This window comes from Allosalinactinospora lopnorensis (genome assembly GCF_000981225.1).
GTDB lineage: Bacteria > Actinomycetota > Actinomycetes > Streptosporangiales > Streptosporangiaceae > Allosalinactinospora > Allosalinactinospora lopnorensis.
This window is the reverse complement of record NZ_LAJC01000006.1, coordinates 1-19055: the sequence shown is the minus strand read 5'-3', so window position 1 is coordinate 19055 and position 19055 is coordinate 1. Positions and strand designations below refer to the sequence as shown.

Below are 19055 nucleotides of genomic sequence, written 5' to 3'. Positions count from 1 at the left end.
AGACCGGCTGACCTGCACCGGAATCCGCAGACGCGTGGTCGCGGCGGGCGCTCCGGCGCGCGCATGGGGGCAGAGCCCCACTGGGGCATACTCGTAGCGGGATCAGCAGCGGTGAACTACTCCGTGATTCGGGCATACGTCAATACCGGACAGTTCTGATGTTCAGGTTTACTGAACTGCCTGCACACCGCCTACACAGACACGGCCCGGTTGCTCTCCGTGAGAGCAACCGGGCCGCAGAACTTCTCGCTACCGCACCGCGCCTTCAGGACTCGTGGGCGGCCTTGACCTCGGCCAGGTATTTCCGGGCGAGCTCGGGGTCGTAGAGCCACTCCTGGTAGTCCGGCGGGTAGTCCCAGGCCTGGATCCAGCGGTCGGCGATCTCCGAGTAGGTCAAGGCACCTTGGAGGATCTCCTGGAAGTGCGGGGGAGGCGGCTCCTCACCGAAAGAGGAGATGATGTTCGCCCATTTCTCGGCGTGTTGTCCGTACTCCCAGAACCGGGCGAACATACCCGAGAGAAACTCCTCGTCGATGGGCTTGTTGCCATGTTCGAGGATGCTCTCCAGGTAGCTCTTGGCGCACCGGGTGGAATTGTTCCAGCCCTGTCCCGCGAAGGGATCCGAGGTGATAACGACATCGGCGATTCCCAGGACGCGCCCGCCCGAGGGCAGGACGCCCACCGGCTTGCGCACCTGCGGGGAGACCGTCTCGATCAGCCGACTCCTGCCGTCGACCAGTTCCGCGTCCTCGCATCGCTCGTAGAACTGCGGCATGTAGGTCTGCAGCGCCTCCTTCATCAGGGCCCACTGCTCTTCCGGCTTGGTCCGGCCGCGCCACTGGTCCATCGGCCCGCCCGGCTTGTCCACGAGGAACAGCGAGTGGCAGGGGCCTTCCGCGGTGAGGATCGGCACGAAGAAGATGCTGTAGGCGTCGGAGGACGACCCCACCCACGCGATCGAATCGCTCTCACCGGGTTCGGTCGCGACATTGTAGATGTGCGCCTGGGCGAGCACCCGGTCGCACTGGCCGATGCCGCGTGTGCGGTCGACGTCGAACAGCGCCCCCAGTTCGCCGCCCCCCACGGCGATGATGACGAGGTCGAACATCCGGGAGAAATAGTCGAGGTCGCTGACGGTGACCCCGTGGATGACGACCTTGCCGCCGCGGTCCTCGAAGTACTCGAGCCAGTCCGCCATCTTCACACGGCGGTCGATCGAGATCGCGTACTCGTCGAAGCCGCCGGAGAAGGCCATGGGAGTGGTGCCTCCGGGCGGATAGGCGTGGACCTTCGCCCTGTCGATCTTCGGCGCCTGAACACTCCAGAAGTCGAGGCCGAGTTCGCGTTCGTAGCCCAGGACGGTCGGATAGGTGATCTGGGTGATCGCCGGTCGTCCGGTGCGGATCTCGGCCGAGGATTGGCTGGTGATCAGGGTGACGTCGTATCCGTAGGTCAGCAGACCATGGGCCAGATGCAGGCCTGATTGGCCAGCGCCGACAATGAGGATTTTACGCATCAGAAATTTGCTTTCTGCCAGGTTACAGGGGGACTGGCGCCAGCCTCGAGGCGTCAGCCAACGAGCTCGGTGTTCTTCGGACGCTCCGCCGGGTGGCGCAGCAGCGTGGTGAGTACACCGCCGCGTGACTTCTCGTCTGGGCGTCGAAACCAGCGATCCGCACCTTCGAGTCGACCTCCAGAGCTTCGCGTACCTGCTCGACGGAGTGGCCGAGAAAACCGCCGGGTCTGTTCAACGCCACGATGGGGGGAATCCGCCGATTCGTCGCAAAATAGTCGACGGCCTCGAAGTTATCAGCTCGGCACCTCGGCTGCCCGGGAGTAACGAACATGGAGGAGATCAGTTCCTGGTCAGGGGGAATGCCACTGAACTCCATGGCGATGGCGGTCTTCTCGAACGGCGTGTCCGACGTCTCGCCGTGTTCCACGCTCGCCTCCGTCACGAAGGTCTCGGTCATCACCGGCGGGATTTCAAAGACCGTGCTGACCAGTACGATCCTGCCAACGCCAAACCTCTGTGACGACGATTGTGGTCGACAGCGCTGACCTGCTGTCGGCATCCGCGCCATACGCCGGATAGCCCAGGCAATGTCATGGGCAGAAGGAAATACGCCATGGCAATCCCTACCCGCCGAACCTTCAACCACGCGACCTCGGAGTGGCAACTGCTGCTACGCCGGGCAGGCGTGTCCGCCTCAATGTGACCGAGTAACTGGTCGGTCGTGGGTCCGGGATTCTGACCTGCCGTGTCTCGGGCCATGAACCCGTGCGACCTTCCAAAACAACGATCTGACCGGGTTACTGTACCAGCGGAAGATGGTATGTGCGGCCCTGTTCTTGAGGATTCCGGCGCTCTGAGGCAACGGGCACATGCCCTTCACCACCGCACTCCGCGTGGAGGTCGGCGCCGGACCGGAAGAGAGCCGTACGCGGGCGCCCGCTTCGGCGGAACCGCGCCCCCTCGGGCCTGTCAAGGGCGTCCTCAGTGGCCGGCTCGGTCCACAGCATGTCCGGGTGTCGTGCGCGCAACTCGGGAATGCCATCACCGGGCCGCGTGTGTTACCGGACGCCTCGCCGGTTCGCGGGCGTCGGCAGGCCGGCCATGGTGCGGGGCCCCTGGAAACCGAGCACCGCCCGTCGACGGTTTCGGCGTCCGGGACTCCCCCGTCTGCTCAGTCCGGCACTTGTCGGGCCCCGGACGCAATTCACGGCTGCGCTCGGCCCTCCCCGGACCACCACGCGGCGCCGGCACCGCGTGTCCCGAGCTTTTCCCGCACCCATCGCGCGCCCTCGACTCCACCATCCCGTTCGAGGCGCTCTTGCAGCAGGTCGGCGGTGCTTCTCGCCGCGGTGGGCACCTGCCGTCCCCCACGGTCGCGGGCGGAGGCATTTGCGCAGACCGCCGGAATTCGCGAGGCTAAGGAATGCGACCGGTATCGGCAGCGCGTCCCGCACGAACGGGATAGTCACCTCGCGCCGATGGGAACGTCGAATAACACAGAACGACCCGGAATCCGGCAGTCGCCGGCCTATTTCGGATACCCTCTTCGCTGTTATGCGATAGCGGCGAATTGAGGAAAGAAAGAGCGTGTCTCCATCATACGGAAGTCACAGAAGAGGTTCCGAATGCAATGCGACGGTGACCGGACTCACACGGAGATGATCACGGGGATGACATGTTGGTTGTTGTATGCTGTAGGCAGTCGACGATGACTGTTGATAGGCGCTAATCGCTGATAGTCAGCAGCGGAGACAGCGCCCCCGAGCTTTGGAGTCCACATGCAGTCGACCGAGTTGGCCCAGGATGTGCTGGGACGCCGGATCGATCGACCGGCCCCGCTCCGAGAGCGCGTCTACGAGGCCATGCAAGAGCTGATCATCTCGGGCAACCTGGCGCCCGGGCAGCACCTGGTCGAGAGCGAGCTGGCCGAGACGCTTGGCGTGTCGCGGCAGCCGGTCCGCGAGGCGCTGCAACTACTGAACTCGGACGGCTGGGTGGATCTGCGCCCCGGCTACGGCGCGTTCGTGCACGCACCGACCGAGCAGGAGGTCGACCAGCTCCTGGCCGTACGTTGCGTCCTGGAGGGTGAGTCGGCCCGGCTCGCCGCCCAGTCGGCGGACGCTGACGGGGTCGCGCGGCTGCGCGAGCTCTGCGACCAGGGCGAGGCCGCGGTCGCCTCCGACGACATCGACGGAATGGTCGCCGCCAACGCAGAATTGCACCGGTATGTGACCCAACTGTCCGACAACAAGGTGCTACTCGACTTCGTGACGCAGGTCGACCGCCGGGTGCGCTGGTACTACACGCCCATCGCCCGACAGCGGGGCGAGCAAGCCTGGCAGGAGCACCGGCAGCTGGTCAACGCGATCGAGAAGGGCGACAGCGAGGCCGCCTCTCGGATCATGCGCGAGCACACGGAGCGGACCCGGCTGTCCTATCTGGAGCAGCTCAAGGCCGAGCCGAAGAACGAAGCGCCGGCGGTGCCGCTGCGCCGGCGGAGGAGAACCGCTCCGCGCGGCTAGGGATCCGCTGATAACCGCGCATATTCAACCCCGGCAGTACACCGCTTGACCGGCCGGGCAAATACCAAATCGGCCAGCGCTGGGGGCGGTAGCACTGGCCGATCCGGCGCCCGTTCCCTTCCTCCGCTTTACCACACTGGCCTCCGCCACCGGCGTTCACAACGCCAGATCCAGATGGTCGTCACCGAGGGGTACGGACGTTTGGAAACTCAACTCGCCCAATGGCGGGCTCTTATCACCCTATAGAATACCCGAATTTCATCTACGCGTACACAGGTAACCTGAAATCATTCCCGACTTTACCTAATAGACGCGCCAGGACTTTCTTGTTGACAGAGCGTAGACATTGGACACGCAAGCGATATGGGGTTGTAGCGGGAGCGGACGCGCACCGGTCTAGAACAGTGCGTACTTTCCTCTTTCCCATTGGAATTGCCTTCGGTCTTTCCGCCCGAAAGCGACCGGGGCCCGACGCGGATCTGCTTTGCGCCCCTGCGTAGCACGCACATGTCCGGAGGGAGGACCAAGTAGCCGGATCACGGCGCGGCTACGCAGGGGGCGCCAATGGTGAGGCCCGACGCGCCTAAGAGTTCGCTCCAGGTGCCCGCGCACCGTCGCCGAGGCCGTTTCAAGCCCCGGTGACGGTGCGCGGACATCCTCGCGCGACGGTGTCCGCCTCGCCCGCCGCCGGCATGCAGCACGGCACGCCGATGACGGTGCCCGCCGGGGGCGGCCGCTGGCAGAGGGCGTGAGTCGTCGTTCGCATCGGTCCTCACCCTTCCACGGGTTTTGCCTACAGTATGCGCTGATCTTCCTGCCTCACAAGGGGGAACGACCAGGTGATCGCTCCTGGGTTCCGGCCAGGCGGCACCACCTAGTCGTGGGAGGCGTTCGTTCCAGCGGCGTCCAGGTCGTCGTCCCTGTCCGACGGGTCCGAGGGTGTCGTCTCCTCCCGAGTCCGTGCCGCGCTCTCGTCCGCTTCGCTCTTGGCCAGGCCGCTCTTGGCCAGACTGGCCACCGCCGTGATGGTGAGCGTCACGAGGATCACCACGAGGGAAACCAGGGTCGGAATCTCCGGTACATGCAGGTCGGTGGTCTCGTGCAGGGCGTGCAGGACCAGTTTGACCCCGATGAAACCGAGAACGACCGCGAGTCCCTTACTCAGGTAGATGAGCTTGTCCAGGAGACCGCCGATGAGGAAGTACAACTGGCGTAGCCCCATAAGCGCGAACGCGTTGGCGGTGAACACGATGTAGGGCTCCTGGGTGATACCGAAGATCGCCGGGATCGAGTCGAGGGCGAAGATGATGTCGGTCAACCCGATCGCGATCATGACGAGCATCATCGGAGTGAAATATCGCTTGCCGTCGATCCGCACCGTGAGCTTCGCTTCGTGGTAGCGGTCGGTGGTCGGCAGCACCCGGCGCACCAGGCGCACCGCGGCGTTCTCCTTGTACTCCTCGTCCTCCTCCTCGTCGGCCGTGACCAGTTTCCAGGCCGTGTACAGCAGGATCGCGCCGAAGAGGTAGAAGACACCGGCGAACGCCTCGACCGCGGCCGCGCCGAGCGCGATGAAGATACCGCGGAAGAGCAGCGCGAGCACGATACCGACCAGCAGTACGCGCTGGCGGTGCCGTGGAGGTACCGCGAACCCGGAGCCCAGGATCAGGATGAAGATGAACAGGTTGTCGACACTCAACGAGTACTCGACGATCCAGCCGGTGAAGAAATCGATACTCTGATCGCCCCCGGCCGCGAAGCCCAGGCCGATGCCGAACGCGATCGCGAGCGACACGTACAGGGAGACCCAGAGCGTCGCTTCACGCATCGACGGTGCACGAGGGTTGCGAACGACGACGAAGAAGTCGACCGCGATCACAGCGATCAGGACGGTTAACGTCGCTCCCCAAACCCAGGGTTGGACATCCATGCGCGGTTCTCCTCAGGGTTTTTGCGCAAGTTGGTAGGTGCCCGGGCCGGTTCTGCCCGGGCACGAACGTCATCGGGTTAATCAGCGCGAGGGTGAGCGTTTCTTGTCCGCTCTCTTCTCCTCCCTACGCCGTAGCATGGTGCTCGCGTGCGCCGAATAGCGGTCGAGCAGCGCATTCGCGAGCGGGTTGTGAACCTGGATGCGCAGAAGCCACCGCGGCGCGATTCGCTCGTGCAACCAGAGAAAACCGATGGCGAAGCCGACGCTCAACATCGCCTGGAACAGCAGGAACGACCACAGGGGCTCCCGCAGGACCGTGTCGTAGTCGAACGTGTAGGCCATGGCGAACTCGTGGACCAACCGCGCGAGCGGGAAGCAGACCGCCCAATAGGCCGCCATGGGACCAACGGTTCCGATCTGGAACCACCCCAGAGCGAGGAGGACGCAGTAACCGCCCCCTGCGATGGCCATAGGCACGCCCATGGCCATCGCGGAGGTCGCCATGAACCCCAGCGACAGTCCGCCAAGGGTGGATATCAGCGCCGCGAACAGGCCGCACAGCAACCCGATCGCGATTCCCGGAACGGCGAGCTCGACGAGCCCTAACGGAGTGATCGGTGACGGAGCGCGGGATCTCGATGTCGTTCCCATTAGCTCACCACAACCCCGAAGGCGAACAGCGAGTAGAACAGCGCACCGAGGTAGAACAACGCGCCGAAACCGATGATGGCGTTCGACACGATCCCCGGTCGGATCTTCTTCGGCAGCATCATGTTGTTGACCAGCAGCAACACGACGCAGTAGGCCCCCATGGCGAAGGTGGACAGGAACGCCAGGGTGTCCAGAATCCCCGCCGGGCCGTCAGCCGGACCGAACAGCAGGATCAGGATGCCGAAGGCGATGACGCCCCACAGGAACATGGCGTACAGCTTCGACAGGCTGAACCGCTGGGCGCCGGGGATGAAGTAGTACGTCATGTCCGCCTGGCCGCGCGAGAACGAGTCGAACAGGCCGAGGGTGGCGTTCAGCCCGATCAGCGCGATGAAGCAGAAGAAGATCGTCCCGAGGAGCGGGCTTCCCGCCGAGGAGAACGCGCCGGCCATGGCCTGGAGCGCGGCGTCCTGCTCGCCGTCGCGGATGACCGTCCCCACGTTGGGGTCGAGCCGGGCGGAGGCCTGCGCGATGACGGTGAACGCGATGGTCACCAGCATCGTGATGCCCCAGAAGAGGACGATGGCGTCGAAGGTGACCCACTTGCGCCACCCCTTCCACTTCTCCATCTCCTCGGGGTCGTCGGTGTCGAACATGAAGCCCCGCGACGGCATGGCCTCCTGCTCGTTGGCGTTGGCCAGGCCGCGGATCTGCGGGATGTGCGCGCCCATGCCGGCCTGCTTGTCCCGCAGGTGGAGGGTGTACCACATCTGCTGCATGCCTGAGGGGCCGGCGAACGCGATCGAGCCGACGATGACCGGGAACCACGCCGCTGTTACCGCTTCGTCGGGCATGTAGCCGAAGGCGAACATGCCCGTGATCGTGGAGAGCACGTCCTCGAAGCTGCCGACCAGCGCGGCGACCACCGAGGTGCCCACGACGAGCGTGCCGATCAGGAGCGACAGCACGTTCTCCAGGAGGTTGTAGATCACCTTGGCCAGTGTGAAGACCACACCGACCAGGATCATCCCCGTGATCGCCGTAATCTGCCACGGGATGCCCGTGACATTCTCGAACGCCGCGGCTCCCGCTGAGAGGTGGCCCGGCCAGATATAGACCAGTATGGCTGTGGCGAAGAAGAACCACATGAGCGGCTTGAACACGCGCGCCGCGCCCATGAAGATGCTCTCGCCGGTCGCCATGGCGTAGCGCGCCATCTCCAGCATCACGAAGGCCTGAAGGCTCACGCCGATCAGGAAGAGCCAGCGAATCTCCGGTCCGAAGACCAGGACGAGACGCGGCCACATGTAGGACTCGCCCATCCCCACGCCGAGCGCGACGAGGAACATCGTCGGCCCGAGAATGTGGATCGACGGCGGTGCTTTCGGCAGCTTGCGTATGGGCATCGCCTCAAGCCCGCCGGCGTGCCAGTAGCGCTCTTCCGTGGCGCCCGCATCCTGCGTGGAAGGCGTCCCCTTGCCACCGCCCTCCGCCGAGGCGGAGTCGGAAGAATGAGAGGGTACCGGGACCGGCGGCGGCTCGTTCTTGGAGCGTGCGTCCCTACTCGGCACGCCGCCGGTGTTGGTTTCAGATGGGTCCATGACTGGAGCTCCCTGGCTGGGTGTGCGGATGTGAGCTGCTGACCCCCATCGCCCCCTTGATTTCTCTGCCTATCGCCTCCTTGTTCTCCCCGGGCCGTTCGGCCTGCGGCTAACTGCGGTCGTCGCCGTGGCGACCGCTGGCGGTGCGGTCATCCACCGCGGTGCCCGGTGGTCCGTTAGTGGCGGCTGCGGGACCACCGGGTGTGGCTGGTGTCAACGGATGGCTTCCGGAGGGTGGTGGTCCCAGGTCAGAGCAGACCCGCGGCACGCGCCCAACGGTACTTCGCCCCGAGCACCGCGACCGGGCGCTCCGTGGTGTACGGATGCGCGATGATGCGGTGCTCGAAGAGGTAGTCGCTCGCCTTCTCCACCTCGGTGTCGCCGGCGAGCGAAGCGACCACCGGCTTGTCGATCCCCTTGGCGCGCGCTTCGTTGACCACGCGTGCGGTCAGTTCCGCGAACACCATCGGCGGGGTGACGATCGTGTGCCAGTACCCGAGGATCAGCGCGTGGATCCGCGGGTCCTCGAGCCCGAGCCGGATGGTCGCCTCGTAGGTCGACGGCGGTTCGCCGCCGGTGATGTCGATGGGGTTGCCCGAGGCCCCGAACGGCGGGATGTAGCGCCGGAACTCCTCGTCCAGGTCCGGCGGGATGTCCATCAGGGACAGCCCGGCCTCGACGCAGGCGTCGGAGAGCAGCACACCCGAACCGCCCGCCCCGGTGATGATCACGACGTTCTCACCCTTCGGGGTCGGCATGAGGGGGAGCCCGCGAGCGTAGTCCAGCATGTCGTTCAGCCCGGGCGCCCGGATGACGCCGGCCTGGCGCAGCACGTCGTCGTAGACCTTGTCGTCACCGGCCAGGGCACCCGTGTGCGAGCTGGCGGCACGCGCACCCAGTGCGGTGCGGCCGGCCTTGAGGACCACGACCGGCTTCTTCTTGGTCATGCGCTTCGCGGTCTCGACGAAGGCCTTGCCGTCCTTGAGGTCCTCCAGGTGCATCGCGACGCACTGGGTGTTCTCGTCCTGCTCGAAGTAAGTCAGCAGGTCGTCCTCGTCGATGTCGGACTTGTTGCCGAGCCCCACGATCGCGGACACGCCCATCTTCGTCGTACGGCTGTAGCCCAGGATGGCCATGCCGATCCCGCCGCTCTGCGAGGTGAGCGCGACACCCCCGCGCACGTCGTAGGGCGTGCAGAACGTGGCGCACAGGTTCTGCGGGGTGTAGTAGTAGCCGTAGATGTTCGGGCCGAGCAGGCGGACGCCGTGCTGCTTGGCCGCGGCGACGACCTCCTCCTGGAGCTCCACGTTGCCGGTCTCCGCGAAACCCGAGGGGATCAGGACCGCGGTGGACACCCCCTTGGCCCCGCACTCGGCGATGGCGGCGAGCACGAACTTGGCCGGCACGGTGAAGATCGCGACGTCGATCTCACCGGGCACGTCGGTGATCGACGGGTAGGCCTTGTATCCGAGGATCTCGGTGGCCTTCGGGTTGATCGGGTAGATCCCGCCGGCGAACCCGCCATTCTGCAGGTTCTTCATCACCGAGTTGCCGATCTTGCCGTCCTCCGCGGAGGCGCCGACCACCGCAACCGACCGGGGGTTCATCATCCGGTTCATCACCTGCAGGATGTCCTGCTGGGAGTACCGGTCCGGTTCGGTCACCTCACCGTCGTCGAGCAGGATCCGGATGTCGGCCGCGCACGCGCCCTCGGCGGTGGCGAACACCGGGTTGAGGTCGAACTCGCTGATCTCGGGGAAGTCGGTCACCAGGGCGGCGACCTGCTGGATCACGTCAGCGAGCGCCTCGCGGTCCACCGGTTCGGCGCCGCGCGCCCCCTGGAGGACCTCGGCGGCCTTGATGCCGTCCACCATGGAGCGGGCCTCGTTCCGGTCCAGCGGCGCGAGGCGGAAGGTGATGTCCTTGAGCACCTCCACGAGGACCCCACCGAGCCCGAACGCGACCACCTTGCCGAAGGTCGGATCGGTGACCGACCCGATGATGACCTCCTGCCCGCCGCCGACCATCTGCTGCACCTGGACACCGGTGATCGTGGCCGACGCGTCGTACTTCTTCGCGTTGGCGATGATCTTCTCGTAGGCGTCCTTGGCGTCGGCTTCGCTGTCGACACCGACGACGACACCGCCGGCGTCGGTCTTGTGCAGGATGTCCGGCGAGACGATCTTCATCGCCACCGGCGTGCCGATCTTCTTGACCAGTGATACGACTTCGTCCTGGCTCGTGGCCAGGCCCTCCGCCGGCGTGGGGATGCCGTAGCGTCGCATACCAGCTTGCCTTCGGGCCCGGTCAGCGCCTGCCGGCCTTCGGCGCGCGCTTTGGCCACCACTTCACGGACGGCCGCCTTGTCAGCGTTGCCTCCGGTCATACTCAGATCACCCCGTTCGCTTTGAGCTCAGCGAGCTCGGTGGCTGATACACCCAGCTCGCCGACATAGACGTCCTCGTTGTGCTCGCCGAGCAGCGGTGAACGGTGGACATCCACCGTGGAGTCGGAGAGTTTGATCGGATTGCCCACCGTTGAGAAGGCTCCCCGATTCGGGTGGTCGACGTCCACGATCATGTCGTTGTCCACGAGGGAGTCGTCCTCGATCAGTTCCTTCGTGGAGAGGATGGGGCCGCACGGGATGTTGTGCTCGTTCAGTTTTTCGAGCACCTCCCACTTCCCGTGGTTGATCGACCATTCCTCGATCAGCTGGAACATCTTGTCCAGTTTCGGGAGCCGCGCCTCCGGCGTACTCCACTCCGGGTCGTCCGCGAGCTCCGGGCGGCCGATCAGTTTGGCGATCGGGCCCCAACCGACCGGCTGCACGATGACGTAGACGTAATCGTTGGGCCCGCCCGGCTTGCACCTGACCGCCCAGCCCGGCTGCCCGCCACCGGATGCGTTGCCCGAGCGGGGAACCTCGTCACCGAACTCCTCGTTCGGGTACTCGCGAAGCGGCCCGTGCGTGAGGCGCTGCTGGTCGCGCAACTTGACGCGGCACAGGTTGAGCACCGAGTGCTGCATGGCGACGGTGACCCGCTGGCCGGCGCCCGTGTGCTCCCGCTGGTACAGCGCGGCGAGGATTCCCGCCACGGTGTGGATCCCGGTACCCGAGTCGCCGATCTGCGCACCGGTCGCGAGCGGCGGACCCTCCTCGAAACCGGTGGTGCTCATCGATCCGCCCATGGCCTGGGCGACGACCTCGTAGGCTTTGTAGTGCTTGTACGGGCCGTCACCGAACCCCTTGATAGAGGCATAGATCAGCCTGGGATTGATCTCCCGCAGCCGCTCCCAGGTGAAGCCCATGCGGTCGACCGCCCCGGGCCCGAAGTTCTCGACCAGAATGTCGGACTTCCCGAGCATCTTCGTGAACAGCTCTTTCCCCTGTTCACTTTTCATGTTCAGCGTGATGCTGCGCTTGTTGCAGTTCAGCATCGTGAAGTAGAGGCTGTCCACATCGGGCAGATCACGAAGCTGACTGCGCGTGATGTCCCCGGTCACGGACTCGACCTTGACCACATCCGCGCCCAGCCACGCCAGGATCTGCGTACACGACGGCCCGGACTGGACATGGGTCATGTCGAGGACGCGGACACCTTCGAGTGCCTTACCCATCCTGTTTCTCCCTCGTGGGCGGTCACTTGTACATGGTCTGGTTCATGGTCCCGGGCGCGTAGACCTCCGGATCCACCCAGACGTTGATCAGTGACGGCTTGCCGGACTCGCGGGCGCGCTCCAGTGCGGGACGGATCTCCGCCGGGTCGGAGACGTCCTCGCCGTAACCGCCGAGCAGGCGGGCGAACTCGCCGAAGCGGACGTTGCCGAGCGTGTTGCCGACCCGTCCGCGGTCCGCGCCGTACTTCTCGATCTGGCCGTACCGGATCTGGTTCATCGACGAGTTGTTGCCGACGATGCCGACGAACGGCAGGTCGAACCGGACCAGCGTCTCGAAGTCCCAGCCGGTGAGGCTGAAGGCGCCATCACCGAAGAGGCAGACGACCTCCTTCTCCGGCAGGGCCTGCTTGGCCGCCATGACGAAGGGGACGCCCACTCCGAGGGTCCCGAGCGGCCCCGGGTCCATCCAGTGGCCCGGCGCCTTGGGCTGCACGACCTGGCCGGAGAAGGTGACGATGTCACCGCCGTCGCCGATGTAGATCGAGTCCTCGGTCAGGAACTCGTTGATCTCGTGCACCAGGCGGTAGGGGTCGATCGGCGAGGCGTCGGAAAGCTGGCGGGGGAGCCGCTTCTGGTACGCCTCGTCCTCCACGGCGCGCAGCTCCTCGAGCCAGGCCTTGCGCTGCGCGGAGTGGTTGGTCGACCGGCCGGAGTTCGCTTCGGTGACAGCGGAGAGGATCCGCCCCGCGTCCCCGACGATCCCGAGGTCGACGTCCCGGTTGCGGCCCACGGTCCGGTAGTCGAGGTCGATCTGGACCACCGTCGCCGACTTCGAAAGGCGCTTGCCGTAGCCCATCCGGAAGTCGAAGGGGGTGCCGACCACGATGATCAGGTCGGCGTTCTGGAACGCGTACCTGCGGGACAGCTGCAGGTGGTGGGGGTCGCCGGGCGGAAGCGTTCCACGCCCGGAGCCGTTCATGTAGGCCGGTACGTTGAGCGTGCGTACGAAGTCGATCGCGTCCTCGGTGGCCCGGCAGGTCCAGGTCTGGCTGCCGAGCAGGATGCACGGCTTCTCCGCCTTGGCGACGAGGTCGGCCAGTTTCTCGACGGACTCCGGGTCGCCCGCGCTGCGCGTGGACGCGCGGTAGTGCCCCGCCTCGGGGATCCGGGCGTTGGCCGCCGGGACCTTCGCGTCCAGTACGTCCCGGGGGATCTCCAGGAACGACGGGCCCGGTGCACCATGGTGGGCCTCGCGGAACGCCATCGACACGATGTCGGCCACGCGTTCGGTCGCGGGGACGCTCGCGGCGAACTTGGTGATCGGCGTCATCATGTCAACGTGCGGCAGGTCCTGCAGCGACCCCATCTTGTGCTGGCTAAGCGAGCCCTGCCCGCCGATCAGCAGCATGGGGCTCTCCGCGCGGAACGCGTTGGCCACACCCGTCACGGCGTCCGTCGTCCCGGGACCCGCGGTGACGACCGCACACCCGGGGCGTCCGGTGATCCTGGCATAACCATCGGCGGCGTGCGCGGCAACCTGCTCGTGCCGGACATCGACGACGTCGATGCCCTCATCGACGCACCCGTCGTAGATGTCGATGATGTGCCCACCGCAGAGGGTGTAGATCACTTCTACGCCCTCCGCTTTCAAAGCTTTCGCCACCAGATGCCCGCCGGAGATGAGCTCGGGGTCACCGACCTCTTTCGCCGCACTGGACTGGGTGGCGCTGTCAGGCGTGGTATTGGCCAGCTGCGCCATTTGTGCCCTCAACTCCTCACATCTACCGTCTAGCGGCTACCGCATACTGCATACCATATGGGCTAATACTGGACTCCAATCGAGTTGGTTGTCCAGAGCGCTTATGCGGTGACCTGGATGCCGAATCCGCCCGCAGGCACGCCGATCGATTCCGCGCCGGCATGTCCACGGCGTATTCCCTCCCGACTGTGGACCTCGACCCGTTGACCGAGTCGCTTCATACTGTATACTGCATACAACATCAGCGCAAGAACGGAGACATCGTGAGAGTTGCTGTTCTTGGCGCCGGCGCGATCGGCGCATACGTGGGTGCCTGCCTTCAGCGCGCAGGGGTCGAGGTGCACCTCATCGCACGCGGGCCACACCTACAGGCAATTCGCGAATCGGGAGTGCAGGTTCGCAGCCCTCGCGGCGATTTCGTCGCCCACCCGTACGCCACCGACCGACCCGACGAGGTGGGGCCGGTGGACCACATATTCCTAGGTTTCAAGGCGAACCAGTACGCCGCCGCCGGGCCGATGGTCCGGCCGATGCTGCACGAGAAAACAACGATCATCGCCGCGCAGAACGGTATCCCGTGGTGGTACTTCCACGGGGTACCCGGCAAGTTCAAGGACCGCCGGATCGAAACCGTCGACCCGGGCGGCGCGGTCAGTGCCGCGCTGCCGGTGGAACGGGCCATCGGCTGCGTCGTCTACGCGGCCACCGAGATAGCGGCTCCGGGACAGATCCGGCATCTGGAGGGCACCCGGCTCTCCATCGGTGAGCCGGACGGAACGCAGTCCGCACGCTGCCACGAGTTCGCCGACGCGATGGTCGCAGGTGGCCTCAAGTGCCCGGTCGAACCGGACCTGCGCCACGACATCTGGGTCAAGCTCATGGGCAATGTCGCCTTCAACCCGATCAGCGCGCTCACCCGGGCGTCGATGATCGGCATCTGCCAGAACATGAACACCCGGGAACTGGTCATCGAGAGCATGCGCGAAACCCTCGCGGTGGCGGCGAGTCTCGGTGTCCACCCGGAGGTCTCCATCGAGCGCCGGCTGGCCGGCGCCGAACGGGCCGGCGACCACAAGACGTCGACCCTGCAGGATCTGGAGAAGGGCAAACCCCTCGAACTGGACGCGATCCTGGGCGCGGTCGTCGAACTCGCCGATCTGACGGGGACCGAGATCCCGGCACTCCGGGTGGTCCACGCGCTCGCCGATCTGCTCAACGCGCAGATCGAGCCCGCCGCCTGAGGAACGCACAGAGCTGTGGACACGTACGGCGCGACTTCGCCGAGTAGGAGGTTTGTTCAATGCCCCTTGACGTCAAGCCGGGAACCGAATGGGCAGCCGTGTACGGTCGCTGCCAGCGCGCCGCGCCCGAAGCCTTCCACGATGACAGGCTGCTGAACTACTGGAACGCCGGCTGGACTCGGGACGGTGCGCCGGAGCCCGCCATCTCGCCGGTGGACGGGAGCGCTATCGCCGGCCCGCCGCGCCTCAACAGCGCCACAGCGGAACGCGCCGTGCGTGCCAGCGCTGAGCAGCACCGCGACTGGGCCATGGTCCCGGTCGCGGAACGCAGGACGCGCGTGGTCGAGACCCTCGACGAACTGGCCGAACACCGGGACCTGCTCTCGCTCCTGCTGGTCTGGGAGATCGGCAAGCCCTGGCACAGCGCGACCTCGGACGTCGACCGGTGCATCGACGGGGTCCGGTGGTACGCGGACGAGATCGAGTCGATGATGGACGGCCGGGTGCCTCTGGAGGGCCCGGTGAGCAACATCGCGAGCTGGAACTACCCGATGAGCGTGCTGATGCACGCAATGCTGGTGCAGGCGCTGGCCGGCAATGCCGTGATCGCGAAGGCGCCGACCGACGGGGGCGTGAGCTGCCTGACGCTGGCCACCGCGATCGCCGCACGGCACGGGCTGCCGTTGACGCTGATCAGCGGAAGCGGCTCCGAGCTCTCGCCGGCCCTGGTGAACTCACCGGAGCTCGGGTGTGTGTCCTTCGTCGGCGGACGGGGTGCCGGAAGCACGGTCGCGGCGAGCGTGCTGGAGTCCGGCAAGCGGCACATGCTGGAGCAGGAGGGGCTGAACTGCTGGGGTGTCTGGGAGTTCAGCGACTGGCCCACCTTGGCCGGACATATCCGCAAGTCCTTCGACTACGCGAAGCAGCGCTGCACAGCCTACCCGCGCTACGTCGTGCAGCGGTCGCTGTTCGACAAGTTCCTCGCCACCTACCTTCCGGTTGTCCGCGAGATCAGTTTCGGCCATCCGCTGGCCGTGGAGTCCGCGGACGACCCACTGCCCAAGCTCGATTTCGGGCCGCTCATCAACGACGCGAAGGCCAAGGAACTGCGGAACGCTGTGGACGACGCGATCGCCCGGGGAGGCGTTCCGCTCTACCAGGGCGATGTGGCCGAGGGGCGGTTCATCCCGGAACAGCAGACCTCGGCGTACTTCGCCCCCGTGGCGATTCTCGAGCCGCCGGCGCCTTCTCCGCTGCACCACGCGGAACCGTTCGGTCCGGTGGACTCCATCGTGCTCGTCGACACCGAGGCGGAACTGCTCGCCGCGATGAACGCCAGCAACGGAGCACTGGTGGCCTCGCTGGCGTGCGACGACCAGACGATGGCCACCCGGCTCGCCTCGGAGGTCCAGGCGTTCAAGGTCGGCATCAACAGGCCGCGTTCCCGCGGGGACCGCGATGAGTTCTTCGGCGGCAAGGGGGCGTCGTGGCACGGCGCCTTCGTCGGCGGAGAACTGCTCGTGCACGCTGTCACGCAGGGACCGGCCGGAGAACGGCTCTACGGGAACTTCCCCTCGTACAGCCTGTACCCGCAGGCCTGAGTCCGGGTCCGCGGTACCGGGTACGGGAGGTTGGTCGGCGTGCTGTTCAGCCAGCTCGAATATCTCGTCGCACTGGCGAAGGAAGGCCACTTCAGCCGGGCTGCGGAGGCGTGCCATGTCTCCCAGCCCGCGCTGTCGGCCGGGATCCGCAGGCTTGAGGCGGAGTTCGACACCCAGATCGTCCGCAGGGCCAACCGTTTCGAAGGACTCACCGCGGAGGGCGAGAAGCTCGTGGCGTGGGCCCGCCGGATCCTCGCCGACCGGCAGGCGCTGACCGAAGAGCTCCAGACCATGCGCGGTGAGCTGAGCGGGACACTGCGCATCGGCGCGATCCCGACGGCGCTTCCCGCTCTGTCCATGCTCACCCAGCCGTTCCAGCAGGAGCACCCACAGGTGCGGCTCACTCTGCTGTCGCTGTCGTCAACGGACATCCGCCGTTCCCTCGGCGAGTTCGACATCGATGCGGCGGTGTCCTACCTGGACGCGCCGTGCGGCAGCGGGATCCGGGCACTGCCCCTGTACCGGGAGCGGTACGTCCTCCTCGCCCCATGGGAGTCGACCCCCCGGACACAGGAGGCGGTGACCTGGGCGGAGGCGGCGACAATGCGGTTGTGTCTGCTGACCGGGGACATGCTCAACCGCCAGTTCCTGGACAGGACGTTCGAGTCGGTGAATACGCGGCCGCGCGTGGAGCTGGAGACGAACTCGATCTCGGCGCTGTACGCGCACGTGCTGGACGGCTCGTTCGCCACGATCATGCCGCACACATGGCTGCGGACCTTCCGGGTGTCGGAGGACATGCGCGTGATGCCGCTGGTGGAACCGCACGTCACCCAAAGTGTCGGACTGCTCGTCCCGAACCACGAGCCGGAGTCCCTCCTGTGCAGGGCGCTGGTGAAGGTCGCGGATCAGCTCACGATGGCCGGCCGGCTGGACAGTCTGCTCCGCGAGCGGCTGCGCGGGCTGCCCCGCACCGGCTGAGCGCCGTGAGAGAGGGCTTCTGCCCGGCCCACTGCCGGGCAGAAGCCCTTCACGGTACGGCGGCGTGTGCTATCTGGCACCCGCGGTGTAGGAGTGCGCGCCCGCGCCGGCGAGCGCACCTCCCTGCACGATGAGGTACTCCTCCCTGATCGGGCGCTCCTCGAACCAGCACTCCAGGATCTCCCGCGTGCCGGCGGCGTAGCGCGCCTGGGCGGACAGCGAGCTACCCGAGATATGCGGAGTCATGCCGTGGTGCGGCATGGTGCGCCACGGGTGGTCGGGCGGGGCCGGCTGCGGGTACCACACGTCGCCGGCATAGCCGGCCAGCTGGCCGCTCTCCAGGGCGCGCACGATCGCGTCCCGGTCGCAGATCTTGCCTCGCGCGGTGTTCACGATGTACGAGCCGCGTTTCATGGTGTTGATGAGCTCGTCGTTGAACAGGTGCTCGGTCTCCGGGTGCAGCGGCGCGTTGATGGTCACCACGTCGCAGACCGGCACCATGTCCTGCGTGGTGGGGTGGAAGGTCACCCCCAGCTCCTCCTCGACCTCCGCGGGCAGCCGGTGCTTGTCGGTGTAGTGCAGGTGCACGCCGAACGGCTTGAGCCGGCGCAGCACGGCACTCCCGATGCGCCCGGCGGCGACCGTCCCGACGTGCATGGCCTCAAGGTCGTAGGAGCGCTTCACGCAGTCGGCGATGTTCCAGCCCCCGTCCAGTACCCACTGGTGGGACGGGAGGTAATTGCGGACCAGGGACAGGATCATCATCACGACGTGTTCGGCGACACTGATGCTGTTGGAGTAGGTGATCTCGGCGACGGTGATTCCGCGCTCGATCGCCGCGTCCAGATCAATATGGTCCGAACCGATTCCCGCGGTAATGATCAGTTTGAGGTTCTTCGCCCTTTGAATACGCTCCCTTGTCATATAGGCCGGCCAGAACGGCTGTGAGATCACCACTTCGGCGTCTTCGAGCTCGCGGTCGAGTACCGAGTCGGGGCCCTCCTTGTCGGAGGTCACCACCAGGGTGTTCCCCTGCGACTCAAGGAAGTTCCGCAGCCCCAGTTCCCCGGAGACACAACCGAGGAGCTCGCCCGGTGTGAAATCGATCGCCTTCGGGCTCGGTGTGGTCTGCCCGTCCGGATACCTTTCCACGGTGGGGATTTCATCTCGGGCGTAGGCCGGCGGGTAACCATCGACGGGATCGTCATAGAGGACACATACGATTTTCGACATGGCCGACTCCACAATCCGCGATAGGCGGTTTTGTTCAAGCCGAATGGCTCTGAAACCATCCTTATGGCACGTTGTGCGCAAGTCAAAGCACTTCTATTGACAACGCTATAAGCATCGCCTATCGCACGCTCTTGCCGCGCCATCGCGCGGTAGTCCGCCCGCTACCCGATTCCCGCGCGCACCACACCCCCGCGGTCCTATTACCGCCGAACGCGTTCATGCCGCCATCGCCGTGCGATGGCGGCATGAACGGCGCACGACCGGCCGCGGCCACTCAGGGACGCGGCACGGGTCACCCGCTGAGTGCGGTACGGACGAGTTGCGCGGCTTCGCTGGGAGTCTTGCCGACGGTGACGCCGGCCGCTTCGAGGGCGCGCTGCTTGGCGTCCGCGGTACCGCTGG

12 protein-coding genes and 1 pseudogene are annotated in these 19055 nt (G+C 66.0%); 5 read left to right on the top strand and 8 right to left on the bottom strand.

All coding sequences use genetic code 11. The annotated features are described in order from the left end of the window. Positions 1-265: 265 nt before the first annotated feature. Positions 266-1516 carry a styrene monooxygenase/indole monooxygenase family protein gene (locus tag VS93_RS03535; protein ID WP_046468576.1) on the bottom strand — a complete coding sequence of 417 codons (1251 nt, stop codon included), beginning with the start codon at positions 1514-1516 and terminating at the stop codon, positions 266-268. Positions 1517-1845: 329 nt separating this feature from the next. On the opposite strand from VS93_RS03535, the gene VS93_RS28865 reads away from it, so the two are divergent. Together VS93_RS28865 and VS93_RS03525 are read left to right on the top strand one after the other, a co-directional pair. Beyond that, a complete protein-coding gene (locus VS93_RS28865; protein WP_156184658.1) occupies positions 1846-2061 on the top strand; it encodes a hypothetical protein in 216 nt (71 codons plus the stop codon). Positions 2062-3294: 1233 nt separating this feature from the next. Continuing rightward, positions 3295-4038: a GntR family transcriptional regulator gene (locus tag VS93_RS03525; protein WP_046468575.1), complete on the top strand. Its 744-nt coding sequence runs from the start codon at positions 3295-3297 to the stop codon at positions 4036-4038. Between the two features lie 874 nt (positions 4039-4912). On the opposite strand, the gene VS93_RS03520 is transcribed toward VS93_RS03525, so the two are convergent. The 6 genes and pseudogenes from VS93_RS03520 to VS93_RS03495 form a co-directional block, all read right to left on the bottom strand. Further along, positions 4913-5968, bottom strand: a complete 1056-nt coding sequence (locus VS93_RS03520; protein WP_046468574.1) for a TerC family protein — start codon at positions 5966-5968, stop codon at positions 4913-4915. 81 nt (positions 5969-6049) lie between these two features. After that, positions 6050-6619, bottom strand: coding sequence for a hypothetical protein (locus VS93_RS03515; protein ID WP_046468573.1), 570 nt, complete (start codon positions 6617-6619; stop codon positions 6050-6052). After that, the gene (locus VS93_RS03510; RefSeq protein ID WP_173434246.1) at positions 6619-8220 is read right to left on the bottom strand and encodes an Nramp family divalent metal transporter; all 1602 of its coding nucleotides are present in this window, start codon (positions 8218-8220) and stop codon (positions 6619-6621) included. Before VS93_RS03510 ends, VS93_RS03515 begins: the two co-directional genes overlap by 1 nt. A 248-nt stretch (positions 8221-8468) precedes the next feature. Beyond that, positions 8469-10606: pseudogene (locus tag VS93_RS03505) on the bottom strand (acetate--CoA ligase family protein). A gap of 2 nt (positions 10607-10608) precedes the next feature. Next, the gene (frc, locus tag VS93_RS03500; RefSeq protein WP_046468572.1) at positions 10609-11838 is read right to left on the bottom strand and encodes a formyl-CoA transferase; all 1230 of its coding nucleotides are present in this window, start codon (positions 11836-11838) and stop codon (positions 10609-10611) included. A 22-nt stretch (positions 11839-11860) separates the two neighbouring features. After that, a complete protein-coding gene (locus VS93_RS03495) occupies positions 11861-13597 on the bottom strand; it encodes a thiamine pyrophosphate-binding protein (RefSeq protein ID WP_046468571.1) in 1737 nt (578 codons plus the stop codon). A gap of 263 nt (positions 13598-13860) precedes the next feature. Here VS93_RS03495 and VS93_RS03490 point away from each other — a divergent pair, with 263 nt between their 5' ends. From VS93_RS03490 to VS93_RS03480, 3 genes are read left to right on the top strand one after another with little or no spacing between them, the layout of a single operon-like run. Beyond that, on the top strand, positions 13861-14838 hold the full coding sequence (locus VS93_RS03490) for a 2-dehydropantoate 2-reductase (RefSeq protein WP_046468570.1): 978 nt from the start codon (positions 13861-13863) through the stop codon (positions 14836-14838). Positions 14839-14897: 59 nt separating this feature from the next. Then, entirely contained in the window at positions 14898-16439 is a 1542-nt protein-coding gene (locus VS93_RS03485) for an aldehyde dehydrogenase family protein (protein WP_046468569.1), read from the top strand. 39 nt (positions 16440-16478) lie between these two features. Continuing rightward, positions 16479-17420 carry a LysR family transcriptional regulator gene (locus tag VS93_RS03480; protein WP_046468646.1) on the top strand — a complete coding sequence of 314 codons (942 nt, stop codon included), beginning with the start codon at positions 16479-16481 and terminating at the stop codon, positions 17418-17420. A 69-nt stretch (positions 17421-17489) separates the two neighbouring features. On the opposite strand, the gene VS93_RS03475 is transcribed toward VS93_RS03480, so the two are convergent. Further along, complete coding sequence (locus tag VS93_RS03475) at positions 17490-18653, bottom strand: NAD-dependent formate dehydrogenase (protein WP_046468568.1); 1164 nt, start codon at positions 18651-18653, stop codon at positions 17490-17492. Positions 18654-19055: the final 402 nt, after the last annotated feature.

What these genes read in the sequence shown, in the direction of transcription:
- VS93_RS03535 (WP_046468576.1), bottom strand. Translation starts at nt 1,516, where the DNA reads ATGCGTAAAATCCTCATTGTCGGCGCTGGCCAATCAGGCCTGCATCTG.
- VS93_RS28865 (WP_156184658.1), top strand. Translation starts at nt 1,846, where the DNA reads ATGGAGGAGATCAGTTCCTGGTCAGGGGGAATGCCACTGAACTCCATG.
- VS93_RS03525 (WP_046468575.1), top strand. Translation starts at nt 3,295, where the DNA reads ATGCAGTCGACCGAGTTGGCCCAGGATGTGCTGGGACGCCGGATCGAT.
- VS93_RS03520 (WP_046468574.1), bottom strand. Translation starts at nt 5,968, where the DNA reads ATGGATGTCCAACCCTGGGTTTGGGGAGCGACGTTAACCGTCCTGATC.
- VS93_RS03515 (WP_046468573.1), bottom strand. Translation starts at nt 6,619, where the DNA reads ATGGGAACGACATCGAGATCCCGCGCTCCGTCACCGATCACTCCGTTA.
- VS93_RS03510 (WP_173434246.1), bottom strand. Translation starts at nt 8,220, where the DNA reads ATGGACCCATCTGAAACCAACACCGGCGGCGTGCCGAGTAGGGACGCA.
- frc (WP_046468572.1), bottom strand. Translation starts at nt 11,838, where the DNA reads ATGGGTAAGGCACTCGAAGGTGTCCGCGTCCTCGACATGACCCATGTC.
- VS93_RS03495 (WP_046468571.1), bottom strand. Translation starts at nt 13,597, where the DNA reads ATGGCGCAGCTGGCCAATACCACGCCTGACAGCGCCACCCAGTCCAGT.
- VS93_RS03485 (WP_046468569.1), top strand. Translation starts at nt 14,898, where the DNA reads ATGCCCCTTGACGTCAAGCCGGGAACCGAATGGGCAGCCGTGTACGGT.
- VS93_RS03475 (WP_046468568.1), bottom strand. Translation starts at nt 18,653, where the DNA reads ATGTCGAAAATCGTATGTGTCCTCTATGACGATCCCGTCGATGGTTAC.